Below are 21754 nucleotides of genomic sequence, written 5' to 3'. Positions count from 1 at the left end.
GGTTTTGCGCTTGAAACGATGCGAAAACAAAAAACTGGAGCATGCGTCCTGCATCCGATTTAACGCAGCGTGCTCTACGCGAAAGGAAGGGGCGTCATGCTGTTGCTGTCCATCGCGTTGACGGCATCCACCATCGTGACGCCCGCATCGGCCATGCTGGGCGCCTTCCGCGAATTCTGCCCTGCCGATATTCCCCCTCAGGCCACACTTTCCAGAGCGGATGCGCAAGGCTGGCACAGGATCGCATCGGTCAGGGAAGACGAGCGGCAGCTCGAAGGACCAGCCCCCATGACGCTGCACTCCAGCGACGATGAAAGGGCTGGGGAAAATTGGCGCAGTTGTGGCATCAAGAGCGATGGCAATTCTGGCGATCTGGCAGCGCTTGCCGGGAACGTCAAAGACTGGCTGGGCTTCCCTCCTGCGGTCGATCTGAAAACAACCGTGACCTATTTCCTGCTATGGGATGGCGCGTAATGGCGGGACGGCGCGCATCTCCCAACGGCGGAATTCCAGAAGGCAAAGGCGGCGGGCCACTTCTATTCACTCACGGCGATGAGCGCTGAGGGCGGCTCCAGTCTTTTCTGGCTGCAGAGTCGACCGACGAGATAATCGCTCTTAAAACACCGACAAATTGCCCCTATGGTCCCCCCACCATCAGGGAGACCCATCAATGCGTCATGCGTTGACGGCCATCATGGCCGCCGCCAGCCTTATTTCCATTGCCCATGCCCAGCCTCCCGGCGCACCCGCCGAGGTGGCAACGCCGCCCAATGTCATCGCCGCGACCATCGCGAAGGACATGGACGGGCTGATGACGCTCTATCGTGACCTGCACGCCAATCCCGAACTGTCGGAACAGGAAAGCGCCACCGCCGCCAAGCTCGCCCGGCGGCTGAAAGCGATGAAGTTCGCCGTCACCGAAAAGGTGGGCGGTACAGGCGTAGTCGCGGTGTTGAAGAACGGATCCGGCCCCGTGCTGCTGATCCGCGCCGACATGGACGCCCTGCCCGTTACCGAACAGACGGGTCTGGAGTTCGCCTCCAAGGTCAGGGCCAAGACCGGCGACGGGACCGAGACCGGCGTGATGCACGCCTGCGGCCATGACACGCACATGACCGCCTTCATCGAAACCGCACGGCTGCTCTCCTCCATGAAGGAGGAGTGGAAGGGCACGTTGGTGATGATCCTCCAGCCTGCCGAAGAAGTGGGACGCGGCGCCAGGCTGATGCTGGAGGATGGTCTCTACACCCGTTTCCCGCGCCCGACCCATGCCATCGCCTTTCACGACGCGGCCAATCTGGAGGCAGGGAAGATCGGCTATACGCCGGGCTTTGCGCTCGCCAATGTGGACAGCATCGACCTGCTGGTGCGGGGTTCGGGGGGCCATGGCGCCTATCCGCAGACGACGCGCGATCCGATCGTGCTGGGCGCACGGATCGTTACCTCCCTGCAAACGCTGGTCAGCCGGGAACAGGACCCGTTCGACCCGGCCGTCGTCACCGTCGGCAGCTTCATGGGCGGCACCAAGCATAACATCATCCCCGACGAGGCGAAGATGCTGCTCACCGTGCGCAGCTATTCGGACGAAACGCGGGAAAAGCTGATCCGGGGCATAGAACGCATCGCGAGGGGGGAAGCGATCGCGGCCGGCGTGCCGGACGACAGGATGCCGGTGATCTCCGTGAAGGACGAATTCACCCCTTCCACCTACAATCCCCCCGCTTTCGCCAACCGCATGGCAGATGTGCTGAAGGCCCATTTTCCCGCGGGAACGGTCGGCGAGACCAAGGCCTCCATGGCTGGCGAGGACTTTGGCCGCTATTACCGCGCGGACAAGAGCATCGAGAGCTTCATCTTCTGGGTCGGCGGCGTGCCGGCGGAGCAGATGGAGAAGGCCAGGACCGGCGCGATCAGCCTGCCCTCGCTGCACAGCCCCTATTGGGCGCCCCAGGCTGACAAGGTCATCGCCACCGCGAGCGAGGCCATGACCGTGCTGGCGATGACCATATTGAAGCGGGAGTGACAGCCGCCGTCACGACGCTGCCCGTAGGGAGGGCATTCAGCCCTGGGCTTCCCGCAGCCTTTCATGATGCCGGATCACCTCATCGATGATGAAGCGCAGGAATTTCTCGGTGAAATCGGGATCCAGATTGGCATCGGTGGCCAACTGGCGCAGGCGGGCAATCTGGCGCTCCTCCCGCCCCGGATCGGCGGGGGGCAAATCGTGGGTCGCCTTGTGCTCGCCGACGGCCTGCGTGATCTTGAACCGCTCCGCCAGCATGAAGACGAGCGCCGCGTCGATATTATCGATGCTCTCGCGATAGCGCTTCAGCGTTTCGTCCACTTTCATCCTCCGCAAGGCATCGCCATGGCGGCGGCTTTGCGCCCGAACGATGCATCGATCAAAATATCGGCGCTTTTTGCCGTTTCCAGACGCCCGCGCAAGCTATTCCCGCTTGCCTTTAGCATTTTGCGCCGCCACATGGCCCTTGTCATGACAGCATCCGCCACCGGCAACGTCCACCCCATCGGCCGCGCCAGCAGCGCGCCTTCGCTCGCCTCCATGATGGCGCTTGTCGCCGAGGGCATGAACCAGGTGAACGCCGTCATACTGGACCGGATGCAGTCGCGCATCCCGCTGATCCCGGAACTCGCCGGCCATCTGATCGCCGGCGGGGGCAAGCGGATGCGGCCGATGCTGACGCTCGCCTGCGCCGATCTGGTGGGCTATGCCGGATCGCGCCACTACAAGCTGGCCGCGGCCGTGGAGTTCATCCATACCGCGACGCTGCTGCATGACGACGTGGTCGATGGATCGGGGCTGCGCCGGGGACGCAAGACCGCCAACATCATCTGGGGCAACAGCGCGAGCGTGCTGGTGGGCGACTTTCTCTTCTCCCGCTCCTTCGAACTGATGGTCGAGGCGGAATCGCTGAAGGTACTGAAGATTCTCTCCAACGCGTCCGCCGTGATCGCGGAGGGGGAAGTCAACCAGCTGACCGCCCAGCGCAAGATCGACACCAGCGAAGAGCAATATCTCGACATTATCGGCGCGAAGACCGCCGCCCTGTTCGCCGCCGCCTGCCGCATCTCCGCCGTGGTCGCCGACCGGACGGAGGCGGAGGAGCAGGCCCTGGACGTCTATGGCCGGAATCTTGGCATCGCCTTCCAGCTTATCGACGACGCGATCGACTATGAATCCGACGGTGCGACCATGGGCAAGGATGCGGGCGACGATTTCCGCGACGGCAAGGTGACGCTACCGGTCATCCTCGCCTATGCGCGCGGGTCGGAAGAGGATCGCGCCTTCTGGAAGCAGGCCATCGCCGGCAACCGGGTGAGCGACGAGGATCTGGCGCATGCCACGGCTCTGCTGCGCGGGACAGGCGCGATCGCGGACACGCTGGCGCGGGCGCGGCATTATGGACAACGGGCCATCGACGCGCTCGGCATGTTCGACAATGGCAAGGCAAAGGCCGCGCTGACCGAAGCGGTCGAATTCGCCATCGCGCGGGCTTATTGAGGGTTTGGCAGGCCGGTTCGTTTCGACCATGCTGTTCCTGTGGTGGCAGGAGCACATAGCGCTTCGTTCCGCCAGGACCTGTCGCCCATGATCCTTTCCCCGGAAACCATCGCTTTCCTCATGGCCGCCGCCCTGATGGCGGGGTGCATCGACGCGATGGCGGGCGGCGGCGGGCTGATCGCCCTGCCCGCCTTGCTCGCTGCCGGAATCCCGCCTGTTCCGGCGGTGGCGACCAACAAGCTGCAATCGGCGCTCGGCACTTTCGGCGCCTGCCTCGCTTATGCCCGCGCGGGGCATATGGATCTGAAGGCCTATCGCTGGCCCATATGTGCCGCCTTTGCGGGATCGGCTGGCGGAGCGTGGCTGTTGCAGCGGGTCGATTCCTCGATCCTGGCGGGGCTGATGCCCGCGCTGCTGATCGCGCTCGCCGCCTATTTCACCTTCTCGCCGAAGGTCGGCGAGATGGACCGGCGTCAGCGCGTCGGGCTGGGGCTGCTCAGCCTGCTGATCGGCGTCATCGGCTTTTACGACGGCTTCTTCGGGCCGGGTGCGGGCACTTTCTACACCACGATTTTCATCGTGCTGGGCGGCCTCGGCCTTGTCAGGGCTACTGCGCAGGCCAAGGCGGCCAATCTCGCCAGCAACCTTGCCGGCCTGCTCACCATGATGGCGGGCGGCCATGTCCTCTGGATCGTCGGCCTTGCCATGGCTGTGGGCAGCATTACCGGCGGGCAGATCGGATCGCGGCTCGCCATGCGCTTCGGCAGCCGGCTGATCCGCCCGCTGCTGATCATCATGTCGCTGGCGCTGACGGCAAAGATGCTGATCGATCCAAAAAACCCCATCCACGCGCTGCTGTTCGGCTGATCCTTGCGCTCGGCCCGGAATGACGCGAGAGGGACAGGCATGACCGCCCTGCCCATCCATGCCGTGCTGCCCGACCTGCTCGCCGTCCTGCGCGAAGGCAGCAATGCCGTGCTGGTGGCGCCGCCGGGAGCGGGCAAGACGACCGCGGTCGCCCTGGCCCTGCTGAACGAGCCCTGGTGCACAGGGCAGGTGCTGCTGCTCTCCCCCCGCCGGCTTGCGGCACGCGCAGCGGCGGAGCGGATTGCCGAACTGATCGGCGAGGAGCCTGGCGGCACGGTCGGCTATGCGACACGCATGGACTCGCGGCTTTCCGCCCGAACCCGCCTGCTTGTCCTGACCGAAGGGATTTTCGTGCGGCGGATCCAGGACGATCCGGAGCTTTCGGGCATCTCCGCCGTCCTCTTCGACGAAGTGCATGAGCGCAGCCTGGACAGCGATTTCGGACTGGCACTGGCTCTCGACGCCCAGGGCGCCTTGCGACCCGACCTGCGGATCGTGCCCATGTCCGCTACCCTGGACGGCGCGCGCTTCGCCACGCTGCTGGCCCATGAAGGGAATGACGCGCCGGTGGTGGAAAGCGAGGGCCGCATCCAGCCGCTGGAACTGCGCCATGTCGGACGCGCCGCAGAAAGGCGGATAGAGGATGCGATGGCGGCCACCATTCGCCAGGCGCTCAGCGATGAGGCGGAAGGCGACCTGCTCGCCTTCCTGCCGGGCGTGGCGGAAATCGAACGGACGGCGGAGCGGCTGGAAGGTGCTGGGGCAGAGGTCCACAAGCTGCACGGCTCGCTGGAACCCGCGGCGCAACGGGCTGCGATCCGCCCCTCGCGGGAGGGACGGCGGAAAGTGATCCTGGCCACCTCCATCGCGGAAACCAGCCTGACCATCGAGGGCGTGCGCATCGTGGTCGACAGCGGGCTGGCGCGACGGCCCCGCTACGACCGGGCGGCGGGGGTGACGCGGCTGGTGACGGAGCGGGCGAGTCAGGCGGCCGCAACCCAGCGGGCCGGCCGTGCGGCGCGACAGCGGCCGGGCGTGGCCTATCGCCTCTGGGAAGCAGCAGCGACGGCGGGCATGCCGCCCTTCGACCCGCCGGCGATATTGGAAAGCGACCTGTCGGGCCTGATCCTGGATTGCGCGCTCTGGGGCGTGGACGATCCGGCTCGCCTGCGCTGGCTGGACGTGCCGCCCGCCGCCGCCGTGGCGGAGGCGCGCAAGCGGCTCATGGCGCTGGAGGCGCTGGATGCCGACGGCCGCATCACCGCGCATGGCAAGATGCTCGCCACCCTGCCGCTGGAGCCGCGCATTGGCCATATGCTGGTGCGGGCCGGCGAGATGGGACTGGCAACGGTCGCCGCGGAAATCGCCGTCCTGCTTGGCGAACGGGGCATCGGCGGGCAGGATACAGACCTTTCGCAGCGGCGAATCCGCTGGCGGCGCGAGAGCGGGAAGCGGGCCGACGCCACGCGGGCGATGGCGAAGCGGTGGGCGAAGCTGGCCCCGGCAGACGCAGCCAGGACTTCGCCTCTGGTTGCGGAAGAAGGCCATGAAGCCGGTCTCTGCCTCGCCCTTGCTTTCCCGGACCGGCTTGCCAAACGCCGCTCCGCGGACGGGGCCGATTGGGCAAGCATCGGCGGACGCGGCTTCCGGCTCGACCCGCTCAGCCCGCTGGCAAGGGGGGAATGGCTGGCGGTGGGCGAAGTGCAGGGCAGTGCGGCCGGCGCCCGCATCCTTTCCGCCGCGCCGATCAGCGAGGCGGAAGTGATTGCCCTGTTCGCCGGCCGGATCGCGGAGCATCGCACCGTGCGGTTCCGGCCCGCCAATGGCGGCATAGAGGCGCTGCGTGAAAGGCGGCTGGGCGCGGTGCGGCTTTCCTCCGGCTCCGACGACCGGCCCGATTCCGACGCGGTCATCGCCGCCCTGGTCGAGGGCGTGCGGCAGGGTGGGCTGGAGCTGCTTCCCTGGTCGGACGCCGCGCGGTCGCTCAGGATGCGGGCCGCCTTTGCCGGGGTGGAGGCGCTCTCGGACGCCGCGCTGATGGAGACGCTGGACGACTGGCTCCCGCCGCTGTTGCAGGGCAGGCGGCGGCTCTCCGACATCGACCGATCGCAACTTTCCGGCGTGCTGGAAGGGCTGATCGGCTGGGACGGCAAGCAGCAGGTCGACCGGCTCGCCCCGCCTGAATTCCGTTCCCCCGCCGGCAGCGGCCATGAAATCGACTATGCCGCTGAGGGCGGCCCCCGCGTCGAGCTGCGCGTCCAGGCCCTGTTCGGCCTCGACCAACATCCGGTCGTCGGCAGCGGGCGCATTCCACTGGTCCTTTCCCTCACCTCCCCCGCCGGCCGGCCGATCCAGACGACGCAGGACCTGCCCGGCTTCTGGGCGGGCAGTTGGCGCGCCATCGCCAAGGAAATGCGCGGCCGCTACCCAAAGCATCCCTGGCCGGACGATCCGGCGGCAGCCAGCGCCACGCTGCGCACGAAACGGGCCGATGCCAAGGGGAAGCCTTGACTTGGGTCCATTCGCTGGTGCAACGCAACCCGATCTTCCCTCAGGAGTCTCCATCGCGATGAGCGCGCGCATCTATCAGATCCAGAAGAACGCCCTGCAGTCCGGCAAGGCGCTGACCCGCAAATGGGTGCTGGAATATGTGGCTGCCGAAGCGAAGAAGCCCGACCCCCTGACCGGCTGGGCGGGTTCCGGCGACACCAGGCAGCAGATCAGGCTGACCTTCTCTTCCGAGGAAGCCGCCTGCGCCTATGCAGAGCGGGAGGGGATCGCCTATACGGTCATTCCGACCGCGCCCAAGACGTTGAAGATCCAGGCCTACGCCGATAATTTCCGGTAAGGCGCCGGAAGCAATTTCCAGGCAGCCGGGACCGATCGCTGGCTTCCTTATCGCCATCCCCAGGCCAGGTCGGCCACCAGCGTGGCGAAACTGATCACCACCCCGGCCAGGAACAACCGATAGGCATAGCCCAGCCAGCGATATTTGCGTCGCTGGAGCACCTGACCGTTCTGATACATGTCGCGCAGCATCGCCCGGCACAGCGCGTCGTCATCCGCCACCAGCCGCATCATCCGCGCACTGAACTCGGTTTCGCTGAGGCTGGTGAAGACGCCGAAAAACAGCAGATTGTCATCCTCCGTCACACCGCTGCGCGACCGGCCGACATTCGGCAACACCGCCAGGATCGCACAGGTCGCGGCCAGAAACACGCCGAGCGCCAGCACCACCACCGGCCAGACCAGCGCACCCGACCGCAATTGACCAACGCAGAGGGTGAAGACCACCATCGACGCGCCGATCAGCATGTTCGCCTTCTGATCGGCCATCTGGCTGAGTTGCATGTTGGTCTGGACCGCGGTGCGCAGCAGGTGGATCGCATTGGGCACCGGCGCATCTGTCGCCTGGGTCATCATCCCCTCCCCTTTTTTCGCGACACTCATGCCCGATTGCCGCCTTATTCCCTTGCCAAAGAGCGACGCTTGAGGGCAAAAGCCGCTCTTTCACGGAAAGCACCAGGGATAATGACGGATCGCCAGCAAATTTTCGACAGCGTTCTGGGCCAGATCGCACCTTTCAACAAAAAGGACGTCGCACTGACCGAGGCGACCACCTTCGCGGGGGATCTGGAGTGGGACAGCCTGACGGTGATGGATTTCGTCGCCGCGATCGAGGATGAATTCGACATCATCATCACCATGAACATGCAGGCCGAGATCGAGACGGTGGGCCAGCTTGTGGATGCCGTAGCGAAGCTGAAGGGCTAAAGGCCGCCCTGGAGCGATTTCCGGTCGGATGGCGTCATCCGACGGTCAGGAAATCGCGGTAAAATAAAGGAATAGAGTGGCCGATCTGATCCAATCAGATCAAAAGTCGCTCCAGTGATTATTTGCCGTTCGTGCCGAGTAGCCATCAAGCGTGTCGAAATGGCGGATCGAGGGGCCGGGGAACAGCATGACGGGCTTCGAGAGGGGCTTTGGCTGCGCCCGGTCCGAACTCAGGACGAACGGGTTAAGGGACCACATATGACGACCAATACCCGCGACCTCTTCTCCAAGTTCGATTCCCTGATCGCAGAACGGGAGGCGCTGCTGGCGACCGGCGTGCGCGATCCCTTCGCCATCGTCATGGATGAAGTGAAATCGCCCACCCTGGCCGTGATCAAGGGCAAGGACACGATCCTGCTCGGCACCTATAACTATATGGGCATGACCTTCGACCCGGAGGTGATCGCCGCGGGCAAGAAGGCGCTGGACGATTTCGGCGCGGGCACCACCGGCAGCCGCTTGCTGAACGGCACCTATCAGGGCCACCGGCAGGTCGAGGACGCCCTCCGGGACTTCTACGGCACCAGCGGCGCGATGGTCTTCTCCACCGGCTATCAGGCCAATCTGGGCATGATCTCGACGCTGGCGGGCAAGGGCGACTATGTCGTGCTGGATGCCGACAGCCATGCGTCCATCTATGACGGCTGCTTCCTGGGCGATGCGGAGATCGTCCGCTTCCGCCACAACAGCGTGGAGGATCTGGACAAGCGCCTGGGCCGCCTGCCCGCCGACGCCCTGAAGCTGGTGGTGCTGGAGGGCGTCTATTCGATGCTGGGCGACGTCGCCCCCCTGCCCGACATGGTCGCCGCGGTGCGCAAGCATCCCAATTGCATGATTCTGGTGGACGAAGCCCATGGCATGGGCTTTTTCGGCCCCAATGGCCGGGGCGTCTATGAGGAGCAGGGTGTCGAGAAGGACGTCGATTTCGTGGTCGGCACCTTCTCCAAGTCGGTCGGCACGGTCGGCGGCTTCTGCGTGTCCAACCACCCGAAGTTCGAAGTGCTGCGCCTCGTCTGCCGTCCCTATGTCTTCACCGCATCCCTGCCGCCGAGCGTCGTCGCGACCGCAGCGACATCGATCCGCAAGCTGATGCACGCGAGCGAGAAGCGCGCCCATCTCTGGAAGAACAGCCAGCGGCTGCACAAGGGCCTCTCCGACCTTGGCTTCAAGCTGGGCACGGAAACCCCGCAATCCGCGATCATCGCCGTCATCCTGACCGACCAGACGCAGGCCGTCGCCATGTGGCAGACGCTGCTGGAGCTCGGCCTCTACGTCAACATGGCGCGCCCTCCGGCGACACCTGCTGGAACTTTTCTGCTGCGCTGTTCGCTCTGCGCTGAACATAGCGATGAACAGGTTGGGCAGATCATCGGCATGTTCGAGGCGGCAGGCAAGGCGACCGGGGCGATCGGCTGAACGCGTCCTGTCATCGGCTTTACGACCGGACGGCCGATTAACGAGACGGAATCCGCCGCAAAAACGGAACCTTTCACCTGCGGCATTTCTCGCTTAACATTGTTCATCTAGTGTAACTGTCGATGACGGACGGGTTTTTCATGGATGAACATGCGACCGGTTGGCGAGCGTTCGTGGCACGCTTCCTGCCGCTGGTGCTTGTCATCCTGCTGTTCGGATCGCTCGGCACGCTGCTCTACAGCGCCAGCCATGCCGCGCATGACCATGAGCGCGCGCTGCAGGAACAGCGGCGCAGTTTCGAGATCATCGCCCTCGCCCGCGCGTTCGAGGCGAAGACCGCCCGCGCGGAAGTGACGCTGGCCCGCTATGTCATCAGCCTTGATCCCGATACCGGCCGCCTGTTCCAGGACCAGTGGCGCACCGCCGGGAGCCAGCTCAAGGTGCTCAATTACACCACCCGCCATTCCGACTGGCAGCGCGGCAATGTGATGGCGTTGCAGGCCGCCTTCGACCAGCGCGGCAAGACGCTGAGCGAGATCGGCCTGCGCACCACCTACGACCAGAAGATGGCAGCGCTTGCCCAGTTCCATCAGGCGGGCAAGTCCCGCGACCTGATGCGCATCACGGCATTGCTGGATCGGGTCATCCAGGCGGAAAACGCCCGGCTGCAGGAGCGCAGCGAGGCCGTGTCGCTGGCAGGGGATCGCAACGCCTGGTTCGGAAAGACATCCCAGCTTTTCGGACTGGTGCTGCTGGTCTGCGTGCTGTTCGCGCTCTGGTTCGCCAATGCCGCCTATAGCGAGCGCCGCAATGCGCGCAGGCAGGCGGATGACGAGGCGGAGCGCGCCGACCGGCTGGAGGAGGCCGTCACCGCCCGCACCGCCGAATTGTCGGATGCCTATGAACGGCTCAAGAAGGAGACCGCCGAACGCGCCGTCGCGGAGGAAAATCTGCGCCAGATGCAGAAGATGGATGCCGTGGGCCAGTTGACGGGCGGCATCGCCCATGATTTCAACAACATGCTGGCCGTGGTGGTCGGCGGCCTGGAATTGGCCAAGCGCAAGCTGCGGCTGAAACCGCAGGAGGCGAACCGTCATCTCGACAATGCGATGGAGGGTGCCAATCGCGCCGCCGCGCTGACCCGCCGCCTGTTGGCCTTCGCCCGGTCGGAACCGCTGCTGCCCAACGCCGTCGATCCTGATGCGCTGGTGGCCGGACTGTCCGAATTGATCGATCGGTCCATCGGCGACCAGATCACCATGGCCTTTGAAAATGAGGCGAAGGGCTGGCGGATCTTCGTCGACCAGCATCAGATGGAAAATGCGATATTGAACCTGTGCGTCAACGCCCGCGACGCCATGGACGGACGGGGCCGACTGGTCATCAGGACAGGACAGGCCCAACTGGCGCAGCACGAGATCGGGGAATGCGCCGCCGGCGAATATGTGATGCTCAGCGTCACTGACGACGGGTGCGGCATGACGCCCGAAATCCTGTCGCGCGTGTTCGAACCCTTCTTCACCACCAAGCCGGTCGGCAAGGGCACCGGGCTGGGCCTCAGCCAGATCTTCGGCTTCGTGCACCAGTGCGAGGGCGAGATCCGCATAGAATCGGAGCCCGGCAAGGGCACGAGCGTCCATCTCTACCTGCCCCGCCATGTCGCGGCGGGAGGCGAAGGTGCGATGGACGCGCCTATGCCGGACCGGGAGCCTGTGCTCCATCCCCCGATGCGTATCCTGGTGGTGGAGGATGATCCCCGCGTCCTCAACCAGACGATGGCGGCGCTGGCGGAACTGGGCCACCTGCCGGTCGCCTGCGATCATCCGTCCAGGGCGGCGAAGCTGCTCACCAGCCATCGCGACATCGGCCTGATCGTCAGCGACGTGCTGATGCCGGACATGACCGGGCCAGAGATGATACGCACCCTGCCGCCCCTCTATGCGCATCTGCCAGTGCTGTTCGTCACCGGCTATGCCGGCGATATAGCGGAAAGCACCGATTTCGGGGGCCATGAAGTGTTGCGCAAGCCCTACACTCTGACCGGGCTGGCACAGGCGCTGTCCAATGCGCTCAGCGGATCGCACCACCCCGGAACAGCCGCGGCAGCAGAGTAAGCGCGCCGATCAGCGGCCAGCGGCGCTGCCAGGGCCTGATCTGGATCGTGGTGCCCGCATGGCGATTGATCTTCCACGCCAGATAATCGATGCCGCCAGCATAGGTGAAGCTTGCCTTGGCCAGGCGGATGACGGACAGCCATTTGCCGCGCCTTTGCAACCGCCGCCAGCGGGCAGCCGCCTGCTCCGGCGATGGCGGCAGGCCCTGGTCCAGCGCGGCCTCGCCAAAGCGCGCGTAGCGCTCCGGATCGGCATCGACGATGGAAAGCGATCGCCCCTTCCGTTCGGCCCGCAATTCCGCGCCATAGGTCAGGGTGAAGCCGGTCCTCCACAGCGACAGCGCATCCTGGGCCTGCGCCATTGGGCGAGCAAGCGAGAGCAGCGTCGGGGCAGCGCCGGCAACGGCTGTGATGGCGCGCTGGCGGGCAAGGTCATCCGCCGCCCAGAGCAGCCGCGCGGGCTGGGCAAAGCGGGCCCAGACCGACACATTGTCGGCGGCAGGGCTGTTGAGGCGGGCAAAGTCACCCTCCGACAGCACAGCATATTTGGCGATCAGGCCATTATGTTCGAAGGGAAAGACATTGGGCGGGATCAGCCGGTTGGCGGCCGCAAGCCAGCGCTTTCCATAAGCGGCGCGATAGTCGGAGACGATCAGGTAGAAATCCAGCATCAAGCCGTCGAGATTCTTCTCCCGCAGGCAGGAACCGTAGAAGAGCACCGCCCGCGAGGCATCGGGATATTGCGCAGCCAGCGCGCCCGCCATCGCCGCCGCGCGCGGATCGGCGGGCCCGGCCAGTTCGGCGGTGACGAGGGAGAGGAGAGAATGAGGCATCGGTCCTGCTACGGGTACAGCATGCTCCCGCAAAAACACTCGAACGAGCGGTCAGCAGGAGCGCGGGTCAAACGGCCAAGATCAGGCTCCTCCCTTCGCAGGAGCGCCGCAGTCTTTCAATCCCGCCGCCGGAATATCAACGACAGATTGTTCGCGGGCATTTCGAGCAATCGGCGAAGCACCAGCCCCTCGCCCTCCGCCGCGGCAATCACATCCTCCACCCGGCGCAGCCCCCATTGCGGATCACGAGCCTTGAGGGATGCATCGAAGGCAAGATTGCTCGGCGCTGTTTCGACATTTTCCCGCAGATAGGGCCCGTAGAGGTAGAGCAAGCCGCCCGGCGGCAGTACGGCCCCCGCCCCCTTCATCAACCCCAGCGTCGCTTCCCAGGGGCTGATATGGACCATGTTGACACACAGGATCGCGTCGGCCCTTTCCACCGGCCAGTCGGCGCTCGCGTCGAGCCTGAGCGGCGGTCGCACATTGGGAAGGCCCACCTCCTGCCGCCACGATTCTATGGATACCAGCGCCGCCGGGTCGGGATCGCTCGGTTGCCAGTCGAGAGCAGGCAGGGCGGCGGCGAAATGAACGACATGCTGTCCGCTGCCGCTCGCCACTTCCAGCACGAGACCGGAGGACGGCAGTTCGTCGCGAAGCACCGCCAATATGGCATCGCGGTTCCGTTCCGTCGCGGGCGCATGGCGCTTGCCGGCGGCGGCAGGGCCGGAGCCGGGTTCCCACGGCGCCGGCCTGTCCGTCATTCGGCCACGTCCGCCAGTGCCGGCTCGGTCCAGGCGAGGACCGGCCTGCGCGCAGCCAGCGTTTCGTCCAGGCGGCGGCGCGGCGCGAAATGGGGCGCACCCTTCAATTGCTCATCGCCCGCCTTGGCGCGTTCGGCTACACTGCGCAGCGCCAGGATGAACTGGTCAAGCGCCGCCTTGCTTTCCGTCTCCGTAGGTTCGACCAGCATCGCGCCATGGACGACCAGCGGGAAATACATGGTCATCGGATGGAAGCCCTCGTCGATCAGCCCCTTGGCGATGTCGAGCGTGGTGAAGCCTTCGGCCAGCCCCTTGTCGCTGAACAGCGCCTCATGCATGCACGGGCCGCTGCCGCCAAAGGGGGCATCCAGCACATCGTCCAGGCTGCGCAGGATGTAATTGGCATTCAGCACGGCGTCGCCGGCGACCTGCCGCAGGCCGTCCGCACCATGGCTGAGGATATAGGTCAGGGCGCGGGTGAACATGCCCATCTGACCATGGAAGGCGACCATGCGGCCGAAGGTCCGGCCATGATGGTCTTCCACCGTCTCTTCCTCGACCAGCACGAATTTGTCGCCCTGCTTTTCCACGAAAGGCAGCGGCGCGAACGGGGCAAGCGCCTCCGACAGCACCACCGGGCCGGAGCCGGGACCGCCACCGCCATGCGGCGTCGAGAAAGTCTTGTGCAGGTTGATGTGCATCGCATCGACGCCCAGGTCGCCGGGGCGGACCCGGCCGACAATGGCGTTGAAATTGGCGCCGTCGCAATAGACGAAGGCCCCGGCGGCATGCACCGCGTCGGAGATCGTCCTCATGTCCCGCTCGAACAGGCCGCAGGTATTGGGATTGGTGATCATCACCGCGGCAACATCGGGCCCAAGGCGGCCTTTCAGCGCATCCAGATCGACGCGACCATCCGGGGTCGCCGGAATATCCTCGACCTTGTAACCGCAGAAGGCGGCGGTCGCAGGGTTGGTTCCATGGGCGCTTTCGGGCACCAGGACGACGCTCCGCGCATCGCCGCGCGCTTCCAGCGCCGCCCGGATCGCGAGCAGGCCGCACAGTTCGCCATGGGCGCCCGCCTTGGGACTCATCGCGACCGAATGCATGCCGGTCAGCGTCACCAGCCAGCCGGCCAGTTCATGAATCACTGCCAGCGCGCCCTGCACCGTCGATTGCGGCGCAAGCGGGTGGACATCGGCGAAACCGGGCATCCGCGCCACCTTCTCATTGAGGCGCGGATTATGCTTCATCGTGCAGGAGCCGAGCGGGAACAGGCCAAGGTCGATGGCATAATTCTGGCGGCTGAGACGAGTGTAGTGGCGCACCGTTTCCTGCTCCGACAGGCCGGGCAGGCCAATGCTGTCGGTGCGCGCCAGATTGCCGAGGCGGTCGGCAACATCTGGCGCCTGCGCAAAATCGACGCCGGTGGTCTCGGCCGAGCCGATTTCGAAGATCAGCGCTTCCTCCAGCATCAGCGCGCGGTTGCCGGTGACGGTGGCAGGCACGGGCGCGGCATCGGATTCGGCCAGAGCCTGCGGCGTGGTGGGGCGGCCTTCCTTGAGCATGGTCATGCCAGTTCCTCCTCCAGCGCCTTGGCAAAGGTTTCGATATCCTCCGCCGTCACGGTTTCGGTGACGGCGACGACCAGCCCCTTGCCGATCGCCGGTGCATCCGGGAACAGGCGACCGAGCGAGACGCCGCCCAGAATGCCCTTGTCGGCCAGGTTGCGGACGACCTCGCGGGCATCTTTCGACAGGACCAGGGTGAATTCGTTGAAGAAACTGTCGTTGAGCAACGCTACGCCCGGCACCTGCGCCAGACGGTCGGCCGCCTGGACGGCGAGGCCATGGTTGAGGGCAGCCATCTCCCGCAGCCCCTTTTCGCCCAGCAGCGTCATGTGGATGCTGAATGCCAGCGCGCAGAGGCCGGAATTGGTGCAGATGTTCGACGTCGCCTTTTCACGGCGGATATGCTGCTCGCGCGTCGAAAGCGTCAGCACGAAGCCGCGCTTGCCCGCCGCGTCCATCGTCTGCCCGCAGAGGCGGCCCGGCATCTGGCGGACATATTGCTGTTTGCAGGCGAAAAGGCCGAGATAGGGCCCGCCGAATTGCAGGCCGACGCCGATGGACTGCCCCTCGCCGACGACGATGTCCGCACCCATATGGCCCGGCGCCCTGATCGCGCCCAGCGCAACGGGTTCCGTCACCACCGCGACCAGCAGCGCGCCCGCCGCGTGGGCAGCGTCCGCGAGCGGCGTCAGGTCGGCGATGCGGCCCAATATGTCGGGATATTGAACGACGACGCAGCTCGTATCCTTGTCGATGGCCGCGATCAGCGCATCGATGTCGGTGGCGGCATCCAGTGCCGGCGCCTCATGCACCAGCGCGTCGCCGGTGAATTTCGCCATGGTGTTGGCGACCGAAACATAATGCGGATGCAGGCCGGAAGACAGGACCGCCTTCCCCCGCCTGGTGATGCGGCGGGCCATGCCGATCGCTTCCCAGCAGGCGGTGGATCCGTCATACATGGAGGCATTGGCGACGTCGCAGCCCAGCAGACGGGCCACCTGCGTCTGGAACTCGAACAGCACCTGGAGTGTGCCCTGCGCGATTTCCGGCTGATAGGGGGTATAGGCGGTCAGGAACTCGCCACGCTGGATCAGATGATCGACGCTGGCGGGAACATGATGGCGATATGCGCCCGCGCCCAGGAAGAAGGGCGCCTCCCCTGCCGACAGATTCTTCCGTGCCAGAGCAGCCATGTGACGCTCGACCGCCAGTTCGCTGGCATGGTCCGGCAGGCCCGCGATCTTGCCCGGAAGGCGGGCTTCGGCGGGAACGTCCACGAACAGGTCGTCGACCGACGACGCACCGATGACGGAGAGCATCTCCTGCCGGTCGGCGTCAGTAAGGGGTAGGTAGCGCATTCAACAAATCTCCCCCCTCCCCAAAGCGGGAGGAGCTTTCATGGGATCAAAGGCTCGCCACGAACTTCTTGTAGGCCGCTTCGTTCATCAGGCCTTCCAGTTCGCCGGCATCGGCAACGCGCAGCTTGAAGAACCAGCCGTCCTCTTCGGCATCGCTGTTCACCAGCGCAGGCTCATCCTCCAGCGCGCCGTTGGTTTCGATGACCTCGCCCGAAATCGGGGCATAGACGTCCGAAGCCGCCTTGACCGATTCGACCACGGCAGCGTCGTCGCCCTTTTCGAAGGACGTACCCTCGGCGGGCAGTTCGACGAACACGATGTCGCCCAATTGCTCCTGCGCATAATCAGTGATGCCGACCGTGGCGATTTCGCCCTCGACATCGATCCACTCATGTTCGTCGGTGAAATAACGGCTCATAATTTACTTCCCTCCGAGTGATTTGCTTGAAAATCACGACCAATCAGAAACCAGAAAGGACTCAGGCCTTTCGACGATAACGGTGCGGAACGAACGGCATCGACGCGACCTCAGCCGCGATCCGCTTGCCGCGCACTTCGATTTCGAGCGCGGTGCCGATCGCGCTATGCGGCAGGCTGACCCAGCCCATGGCGATCGGCGCGCCCACCGTGGGCGCGAAACCGCCGGATGTGACCTCACCCACCCGTGCACTGCCGGCATGGATCGTTGCGCCCTCCCGCGCGGGCAAACGACCCTCGATCCTGAGGCCCACGCGCTTCGAACCCGGGCCGTCGGCCAATTCCTTCATCACCCGCGCATGGCCGATGAAGCCGCCTTCCTCCCGCCTGCGTTTCTGGATGGCGAAGCCCAGGTCGGCGCCGATGGCGCTGACGGCGGGCGTCAGGTCATGACCGTAAAGCGGCAGCCCCGCCTCCAGGCGCAGCGAATCGCGCGCGCCAAGACCGACAGGCTTCACCTGCGGCAAGGCGCAGAGCGCGTCGGCGAGAAGCGTCGCCTCGGCGGCGGGGACGCTGATTTCGAAACCATCCTCGCCAGTATAGCCCGACCGGCTGATCCACAGCGGAACGCCGCGCCAGGTAAAAAGGCCGGACTGCATGAAGATCAGATCGGCGGTTTCCGGGATCAGCGTAGCCAGCGCCTTCCCCGCCTCCGGCCCCTGCAAGGCGAGCAGGGCCTGCTCGTCCATACGATTCATCACGACTTCATCGGGCAGATGCTCGATCATCCAGCCCATGTCGTCATATTTGGTCGCGCCGTTGACCACCATGTAGATGTCCGCACCATCGAATGCGCCACCCCCCAGGCGGGAGACCATCAGGTCGTCCAATATGCCGCCCTCTTCGTCGAGCAGCATCGAGTAGCGCTGGCGAAAGGGCTTCAACCCCCTGATGTCGCTCGGCAGCAGGAGTTCCAGCGCGTCGTCCACGCCCTCGCCGGAAAAGCTGAGCTGGCCCATATGGCTGACGTCGAACAGCCCGGCATGTTCGCGGGTCCAGCCATGCTCGGCCATGATGCCTTCATATTGGATCGGCATGTGGTAGCCCGCAAAACCGACCATGCGCGCACCCCTGGCCCGGTGCCAGCCATCCAGCGGCAGGGCCTGCAACGGCAATTCTTCTTCGATATGGGCGATGTCGTCATTGCCGGACATGGGAGGCGGGCCTTTCCGTGCGAGGGTCGTTGGCGACAGACGCGCCGGCCCGGAGTCGGACTGATCGCGTTTGCCACCCCCTCTGTCACGGAACCTGAGAGCTTTGACCACCGGCCGAGCGACCGGATGGCTTACCCCTTCGGTGGGACGGGATGATCCGTCCGCTTTCCAGAGTGCCTGCCCATGATGCGGTCCTTTGGCCTGAGAGATTCCGGGGCGGTTGCTCCTTCGGCGACGGGGTGGCCTGAAAGGCTTCCCATGCTCTCCCGCATCAAGTCCGATGACCGAATCCACGGCACCGGCGACAGTCCCGCATTGCGTGAAACGCGCCGCGCCGTCAATCGCTCAATCCGCGCCTTCCTCTTTTGCCAGCCGTTCGGCCAAAATGCGGGCGGCCTGTCGTCGTTCGATCAGCCGCTGATTGGCCGCCGCATCGCTCAGCACGAGAGCGCCAAGCCCCTCCTCCCCTTCGAACAGGCGCAGGAAGCGTTCGACGCCGGCGAAATTGGAGTCCGCGACCAGATGCCGCACCAGGTCGATCCGTCCCGACCAGAGCCGGTCGTCTTGCGCGCGCAGCAGTTCGGCAAGATCCTCAAGCTGGGCGGCGAGCGCGGCGATCTGCGGATGAAGGGCCATGGCCCAGCCTTAAAGCATCGTGCGCGAAAGTGGGAACCGATTTTGCGCAAAACGATGCGACATCAAAAGCATAAAGCGATTCCCGGGCGATAGGAACCATCATGAGCAGCAGATCGCGGAAAACAGCGAATTGGAAGCGCATGGAGGACAAGGGAAATGCTCAGGCCAGCGCCAGTTCACCGAAAATCTCGGCATGCCGCTTTTCGGCATAGCGATCGGTCATGCCGGCGATGAAGTCCGCTATATGCCGGCTGCGCTGAGGTTCCAGCGTCGCGCAATCATCGCGCCACTCCGGCGGCATCAGCTTCGGATCCGCCTGATAGGCGCGGAACAGATCGGTCACGATCACCCGCGCCCGGTCCGCCGCCGCCAGTTGCGAAGGATGGTGATAAAGCGTCGCATACATGAAACGCTTGAGATCGCGCTCCTGCGCGGCGAGTTCGGGCGAGAAGCCGACCAGCGTGGCACCAGCCCTGCGAACGTCGTCGACCGTCTCCACGCCCGCGGCGGCGATATTGGCGCGAGTGGCCGCGATCAGGTCATTCGCCATCACGCCGATCTGTTCCCGCACCAGTTCGCGCAGCAGGCGATCCTGCGGCACATCGGGATAGCGCGCGCGAACCCGGTCCCAGCAGCCTTTCACCAGCGGCACGCTCAAAAGCTGGTCCAGCGTCAGCAGGCCCGCGCGCAGCCCGTCGTCGATATCGTGATTGTCATAGGCGATGTCGTCCGCAATCGCCGCAAGCTGCGCCTCCAGCGAGGCATGGCTGGCCAGGTCGAGCGGGAACAGCGCATCCACCGCCTGCATGGCCCAGCCGGGCCGCGTGACCGGACCATTGTGCTTTGCCAGCCCCTCCAGCATCTCCCAGCTCAAATTCAGGCCGCGAAACAGCGGATAGGGGCTTTCCAGCAGCATCAGCGTGCGCAGCGTATGCGCATTATGGTCAAAGCCTCCATGCGCATCGAGCGCTGCCTCCAGCGCGTCCTCCCCGGCATGGCCGAAGGGCGGATGACCGATGTCATGCGCCAGACAGAGCGCTTCGGTCAGATCCTCGTTGAGGCCCAGCGTCCGCGCCGTCGTGCGGCCGATCTGCGCCACCTCCAGACTATGGGTCAGGCGGACGCGAAAATGGTCGCCGTCGGGCGACACGAACACCTGCGTCTTGTGGCGCAGGCGACGGAAGGCAATGCTGTGGATGATGCGGTCGCGGTCCCGCTGGAACATGTCGCGCGGCCCCCGCACCTCCCCGCCTGGTTCGGGATGAAGGCGACCGCGGCTCCGGCCGGGATCTGAGGCATAGGATGCAAGCAGCGTCATGCCGCGCCCTTTAAAGTCGTTTTCGGCCCTTGCCGAGTCGTTCGATGTCCCGCCGGATGGGAAATCACTATTTGGCCGGGAGGCGCTCGACCTCTTCCCCGGCGTCACTCTTCCAGGCGAAGGCGTCCGCCCCCGCCGCCTTCAACTTTTCCTCCAGCGTCTTGGCCCGCGTGAAGCTGCTGAACGGCCCGACAAGCAGGCGATTGGTGCGGCCCCAGCTCGCGACCCAGGCGTCCTGTGGTTCGAGCGAGTCGTATTTCTTGCGCAGCCCCTTCATGGTAAAGGCCAGCGCGCCCTTGTTCGCACCCGTGCCGACCTGAAGCCAATTGCGCGCGGGATTGGCGGCAAGGCGCGCCTTTTCCTCGGCCGCCTTCTTCTTTTCCTCGGCCAGTTGCTTGGCCTTGGCGTCCGCTTCGGCCTTCGCCTTGGCGGCAGCGGCCTTCTTCGCCTTTTCCGCGGCGGTGGCGGCAGCAGCGTCCCGCTCGGCACGGCGGGCGGCCTGGATCTGGGCCACCTCCGACAGGTCGACCGCGACGACGCTCGATCGGCGTTCGGATTCCGGCACATCGATGGCGTGAATGATGTCGGCCAGCGAACGGGTGACGGCCGGGTCGATCTGCTGCTGCTGCGTTGCCGGCGACGGTACCGCCGACGGTGCGGGCGATGGTGCGGGCGGCGGAACGGCCGGTTGGGCCGGGGACGCAGCCTGGACCTGTGGCGGGGCCGTCGTCCGGGGCACCGACGCCTGGGCGAGCGTGATCGCGTTGAGCTGGCTCGGGGCCGGATTGGCGGGCGCAGTGTTTTGCGCGGGGACGGATTCGAAGCCGGGCGCCGGCGGACCCTGCACATGGGCAGCGGGCGCGGCCGCCTGCATAGTGCGCTGGGGCGACGGCGCCTGTATTTGCGAAGCGGCCGAGCCCGGAGCGGGCTGGCTCTGCACCGGCGCGCTGCGGGAAGGCGCTTCCACCTGAGCGAGCCGTGTGGCGACATTCGTGCGACGAGAACGGCGGTCCTGCTTCGTGGACCGGGAAGGCGGCATCTGCGTGGCGGGTTGGCTGGCCGGCGGCGCCGCAGGCGTCACCGACGCGAATGCGGGCGCGGTCGGGGTGATGGGTGCGATCGTGGAACCCACATTGGCCGGGAAATGTCCGAAATGCACCGCCGCCGCCTTCTGGGCCGCGGTCAGATAGGGCATTTTCTGCATATAGGGCAGGATGGCCGAGGCAAGCTGCGACGGCATGGTCTGCTCCGCGATCTTTTTCGCGTCCGCCTGTCGGTTGTTCATCGCCAGGATGAACGCCCGGTAGCGCCAGGCCGCCCGGTCACTCTTGTAGAGCAGCGGTTTCAGCACCCGTTCCGCCGCGTCCACCTGACCGGAAATGCCGAGCGACGCAGCATAGCGATGGGCGAGTTCGACATCATCAGGCGTCCGCTGGAGCGCCGCCTGATAGTCGCGCTGCGCCCCCGCCTGATCGCCGGTCATGTCCTTTGCAAGGCCCCGATCGGACAGCAGGGTTGCTTCGGGAAAGCCCAGCCGCGTTGCCTGGTCGAACAGACGCAGCGCTTCGCCCGGATTCTGGTTTTTCAGCATGACGCGGCCCAGGCCCGCCTTCACCTTGCCGTTGTTCGGCGCAAGCATGTCCGCCCGCGCGAAGAAACCCGCCGCCGCCCGCGCATCGTCCATGTCCAGCGCCGCTTCTCCCGCGCCGATGAGCGCCGTCACATCGCGAGGATTGGACGCCAGGCGCGCGAGATTATTGTTGAGGTCTTCGGCGCTCGAGGGACGAATCGCCTGCACCTGGGCAGGCTGCGCCAGAATCGGTTGTGCCAGCGCGGTGCCCGCTAGAAGCAGTCCGCGAACAATCCATATGTCATAACGTCTCACAGACAGCC

The 21754-nt window shown here is 65.4% G+C and carries 20 protein-coding genes and 1 riboswitch; of the genes, 9 read left to right on the top strand and 11 right to left on the bottom strand.

All coding sequences use genetic code 11. The features are described 5' to 3' along the window. Positions 1-96 precede the first annotated feature (96 nt). Together MRBLMA1_RS19920 and MRBLMA1_RS19915 are read left to right on the top strand one after the other, a co-directional pair. Positions 97-474 carry a hypothetical protein gene (locus tag MRBLMA1_RS19920; RefSeq protein WP_363739231.1) on the top strand — a complete coding sequence of 126 codons (378 nt, stop codon included), beginning with the start codon at positions 97-99 and terminating at the stop codon, positions 472-474. A 196-nt stretch (positions 475-670) separates the two neighbouring features. Continuing rightward, the gene (locus MRBLMA1_RS19915; RefSeq protein ID WP_363739229.1) at positions 671-2023 is read left to right on the top strand and encodes an amidohydrolase; all 1353 of its coding nucleotides are present in this window, start codon (positions 671-673) and stop codon (positions 2021-2023) included. Positions 2024-2059: 36 nt separating this feature from the next. On the opposite strand, the gene MRBLMA1_RS19910 is transcribed toward MRBLMA1_RS19915, so the two are convergent. Next, on the bottom strand, positions 2060-2350 hold the full coding sequence (locus MRBLMA1_RS19910; protein WP_363739227.1) for a chorismate mutase: 291 nt from the start codon (positions 2348-2350) through the stop codon (positions 2060-2062). A gap of 144 nt (positions 2351-2494) precedes the next feature. Here MRBLMA1_RS19910 and MRBLMA1_RS19905 point away from each other — a divergent pair, with 144 nt between their 5' ends. The 4 genes from MRBLMA1_RS19905 to MRBLMA1_RS19890 all read left to right on the top strand — a co-directional run bounded on the left by MRBLMA1_RS19905 (position 2495) and on the right by MRBLMA1_RS19890 (position 7238). After that, entirely contained in the window at positions 2495-3523 is a 1029-nt protein-coding gene (locus MRBLMA1_RS19905) for a polyprenyl synthetase family protein (protein ID WP_363739226.1), read from the top strand. Positions 3524-3610: 87 nt separating this feature from the next. After that, entirely contained in the window at positions 3611-4390 is a 780-nt protein-coding gene (locus tag MRBLMA1_RS19900) for a TSUP family transporter (RefSeq protein ID WP_363739225.1), read from the top strand. Positions 4391-4429: 39 nt separating this feature from the next. Continuing rightward, positions 4430-6901: an ATP-dependent helicase HrpB gene (gene hrpB / locus MRBLMA1_RS19895; RefSeq protein ID WP_363739224.1), complete on the top strand. Its 2472-nt coding sequence runs from the start codon at positions 4430-4432 to the stop codon at positions 6899-6901. Between the two features lie 58 nt (positions 6902-6959). After that, positions 6960-7238: an ETC complex I subunit gene (locus MRBLMA1_RS19890; protein WP_363739223.1), complete on the top strand. Its 279-nt coding sequence runs from the start codon at positions 6960-6962 to the stop codon at positions 7236-7238. A 47-nt stretch (positions 7239-7285) separates the two neighbouring features. On the opposite strand, the gene MRBLMA1_RS19885 is transcribed toward MRBLMA1_RS19890, so the two are convergent. Then, the gene (locus MRBLMA1_RS19885; protein WP_363739222.1) at positions 7286-7840 is read right to left on the bottom strand and encodes a Pycsar system effector family protein; all 555 of its coding nucleotides are present in this window, start codon (positions 7838-7840) and stop codon (positions 7286-7288) included. 81 nt (positions 7841-7921) lie between these two features. Here MRBLMA1_RS19885 and MRBLMA1_RS19880 point away from each other — a divergent pair, with 81 nt between their 5' ends. The 3 genes from MRBLMA1_RS19880 to MRBLMA1_RS19870 all read left to right on the top strand — a co-directional run bounded on the left by MRBLMA1_RS19880 (position 7922) and on the right by MRBLMA1_RS19870 (position 11754). Next, on the top strand, positions 7922-8164 hold the full coding sequence (locus MRBLMA1_RS19880; RefSeq protein ID WP_133653724.1) for an acyl carrier protein: 243 nt from the start codon (positions 7922-7924) through the stop codon (positions 8162-8164). Positions 8165-8422: 258 nt separating this feature from the next. Continuing rightward, positions 8423-9640: a serine palmitoyltransferase gene (gene spt / locus MRBLMA1_RS19875; RefSeq protein ID WP_133653723.1), complete on the top strand. Its 1218-nt coding sequence runs from the start codon at positions 8423-8425 to the stop codon at positions 9638-9640. Positions 9641-9780: 140 nt separating this feature from the next. Beyond that, complete coding sequence (locus tag MRBLMA1_RS19870; protein WP_363739220.1) at positions 9781-11754, top strand: ATP-binding protein; 1974 nt, start codon at positions 9781-9783, stop codon at positions 11752-11754. On the opposite strand, the gene MRBLMA1_RS19865 is transcribed toward MRBLMA1_RS19870, so the two are convergent. The 9 genes from MRBLMA1_RS19865 to MRBLMA1_RS19825 all read right to left on the bottom strand — a co-directional run bounded on the left by MRBLMA1_RS19865 (position 11711) and on the right by MRBLMA1_RS19825 (position 21746). Continuing rightward, positions 11711-12586 (bottom strand): hypothetical protein, encoded by an 876-nt coding sequence (locus MRBLMA1_RS19865; RefSeq protein ID WP_363739219.1) that lies wholly within the window; start codon positions 12584-12586, stop codon positions 11711-11713. The genes MRBLMA1_RS19870 and MRBLMA1_RS19865 overlap by 44 nt on opposite strands. Before the next feature lie 116 nt (positions 12587-12702). Further along, on the bottom strand, positions 12703-13347 hold the full coding sequence (locus MRBLMA1_RS19860) for a DUF938 domain-containing protein (protein WP_363739218.1): 645 nt from the start codon (positions 13345-13347) through the stop codon (positions 12703-12705). Further along, positions 13344-14921, bottom strand: coding sequence for an aminomethyl-transferring glycine dehydrogenase subunit GcvPB (gene gcvPB, locus MRBLMA1_RS19855; RefSeq protein ID WP_363739217.1), 1578 nt, complete (start codon positions 14919-14921; stop codon positions 13344-13346). The genes MRBLMA1_RS19860 and gcvPB overlap by 4 nt, the downstream gene beginning before the upstream one ends. Continuing rightward, on the bottom strand, positions 14918-16276 hold the full coding sequence (gene gcvPA / locus MRBLMA1_RS19850) for an aminomethyl-transferring glycine dehydrogenase subunit GcvPA (RefSeq protein WP_363739216.1): 1359 nt from the start codon (positions 16274-16276) through the stop codon (positions 14918-14920). The genes gcvPB and gcvPA overlap by 4 nt, the downstream gene beginning before the upstream one ends. Positions 16277-16322: 46 nt before the next feature. Then, entirely contained in the window at positions 16323-16694 is a 372-nt protein-coding gene (gcvH, locus tag MRBLMA1_RS19845) for a glycine cleavage system protein GcvH (RefSeq protein WP_133653717.1), read from the bottom strand. Between the two features lie 61 nt (positions 16695-16755). After that, a complete protein-coding gene (gene gcvT, locus MRBLMA1_RS19840; protein ID WP_363739215.1) occupies positions 16756-17907 on the bottom strand; it encodes a glycine cleavage system aminomethyltransferase GcvT in 1152 nt (383 codons plus the stop codon). Between the two features lie 179 nt (positions 17908-18086). Continuing rightward, positions 18087-18186, bottom strand: a riboswitch (glycine riboswitch). A 66-nt stretch (positions 18187-18252) separates the two neighbouring features. Further along, positions 18253-18543, bottom strand: coding sequence for a hypothetical protein (locus MRBLMA1_RS19835; protein WP_363739213.1), 291 nt, complete (start codon positions 18541-18543; stop codon positions 18253-18255). Positions 18544-18703: 160 nt separating this feature from the next. After that, the gene (locus MRBLMA1_RS19830) at positions 18704-19861 is read right to left on the bottom strand and encodes a deoxyguanosinetriphosphate triphosphohydrolase (protein ID WP_363739212.1); all 1158 of its coding nucleotides are present in this window, start codon (positions 19859-19861) and stop codon (positions 18704-18706) included. Between the two features lie 67 nt (positions 19862-19928). Continuing rightward, positions 19929-21746, bottom strand: a complete 1818-nt coding sequence (locus MRBLMA1_RS19825; RefSeq protein WP_363739210.1) for an SPOR domain-containing protein — start codon at positions 21744-21746, stop codon at positions 19929-19931. Positions 21747-21754 lie beyond the last annotated feature (8 nt).

Origin of the sequence: Sphingobium sp. LMA1-1-1.1 (assembly GCF_040676365.1) — a bacterium.
GTDB lineage: Bacteria > Pseudomonadota > Alphaproteobacteria > Sphingomonadales > Sphingomonadaceae > Sphingobium.
Note: the sequence above shows the minus strand (reverse complement) of the source record. Positions and strands in the feature narration are given on the sequence as shown.

Coding starts and splice junctions, on each gene's coding strand:
- MRBLMA1_RS19920 (WP_363739231.1), top strand. CDS start 97: ATGCTGTTGCTGTCCATCGCGTTGACGGCATCCACCATCGTGACGCCC.
- MRBLMA1_RS19915 (WP_363739229.1), top strand. CDS start 671: ATGCGTCATGCGTTGACGGCCATCATGGCCGCCGCCAGCCTTATTTCC.
- MRBLMA1_RS19910 (WP_363739227.1), bottom strand. CDS start 2,350: ATGAAAGTGGACGAAACGCTGAAGCGCTATCGCGAGAGCATCGATAAT.
- MRBLMA1_RS19905 (WP_363739226.1), top strand. CDS start 2,495: ATGACAGCATCCGCCACCGGCAACGTCCACCCCATCGGCCGCGCCAGC.
- MRBLMA1_RS19900 (WP_363739225.1), top strand. CDS start 3,611: ATGATCCTTTCCCCGGAAACCATCGCTTTCCTCATGGCCGCCGCCCTG.
- hrpB (WP_363739224.1), top strand. CDS start 4,430: ATGACCGCCCTGCCCATCCATGCCGTGCTGCCCGACCTGCTCGCCGTC.
- MRBLMA1_RS19890 (WP_363739223.1), top strand. CDS start 6,960: ATGAGCGCGCGCATCTATCAGATCCAGAAGAACGCCCTGCAGTCCGGC.
- MRBLMA1_RS19885 (WP_363739222.1), bottom strand. CDS start 7,840: ATGAGTGTCGCGAAAAAAGGGGAGGGGATGATGACCCAGGCGACAGAT.
- MRBLMA1_RS19880 (WP_133653724.1), top strand. CDS start 7,922: ATGACGGATCGCCAGCAAATTTTCGACAGCGTTCTGGGCCAGATCGCA.
- spt (WP_133653723.1), top strand. CDS start 8,423: ATGACGACCAATACCCGCGACCTCTTCTCCAAGTTCGATTCCCTGATC.
- MRBLMA1_RS19870 (WP_363739220.1), top strand. CDS start 9,781: ATGGATGAACATGCGACCGGTTGGCGAGCGTTCGTGGCACGCTTCCTG.
- MRBLMA1_RS19865 (WP_363739219.1), bottom strand. CDS start 12,586: ATGCCTCATTCTCTCCTCTCCCTCGTCACCGCCGAACTGGCCGGGCCC.
- MRBLMA1_RS19860 (WP_363739218.1), bottom strand. CDS start 13,347: ATGACGGACAGGCCGGCGCCGTGGGAACCCGGCTCCGGCCCTGCCGCC.
- gcvPB (WP_363739217.1), bottom strand. CDS start 14,921: ATGACCATGCTCAAGGAAGGCCGCCCCACCACGCCGCAGGCTCTGGCC.
- gcvPA (WP_363739216.1), bottom strand. CDS start 16,276: ATGCGCTACCTACCCCTTACTGACGCCGACCGGCAGGAGATGCTCTCC.
- gcvH (WP_133653717.1), bottom strand. CDS start 16,694: ATGAGCCGTTATTTCACCGACGAACATGAGTGGATCGATGTCGAGGGC.
- gcvT (WP_363739215.1), bottom strand. CDS start 17,907: ATGTCCGGCAATGACGACATCGCCCATATCGAAGAAGAATTGCCGTTG.
- MRBLMA1_RS19835 (WP_363739213.1), bottom strand. CDS start 18,543: ATGGCCCTTCATCCGCAGATCGCCGCGCTCGCCGCCCAGCTTGAGGAT.
- MRBLMA1_RS19830 (WP_363739212.1), bottom strand. CDS start 19,861: ATGACGCTGCTTGCATCCTATGCCTCAGATCCCGGCCGGAGCCGCGGT.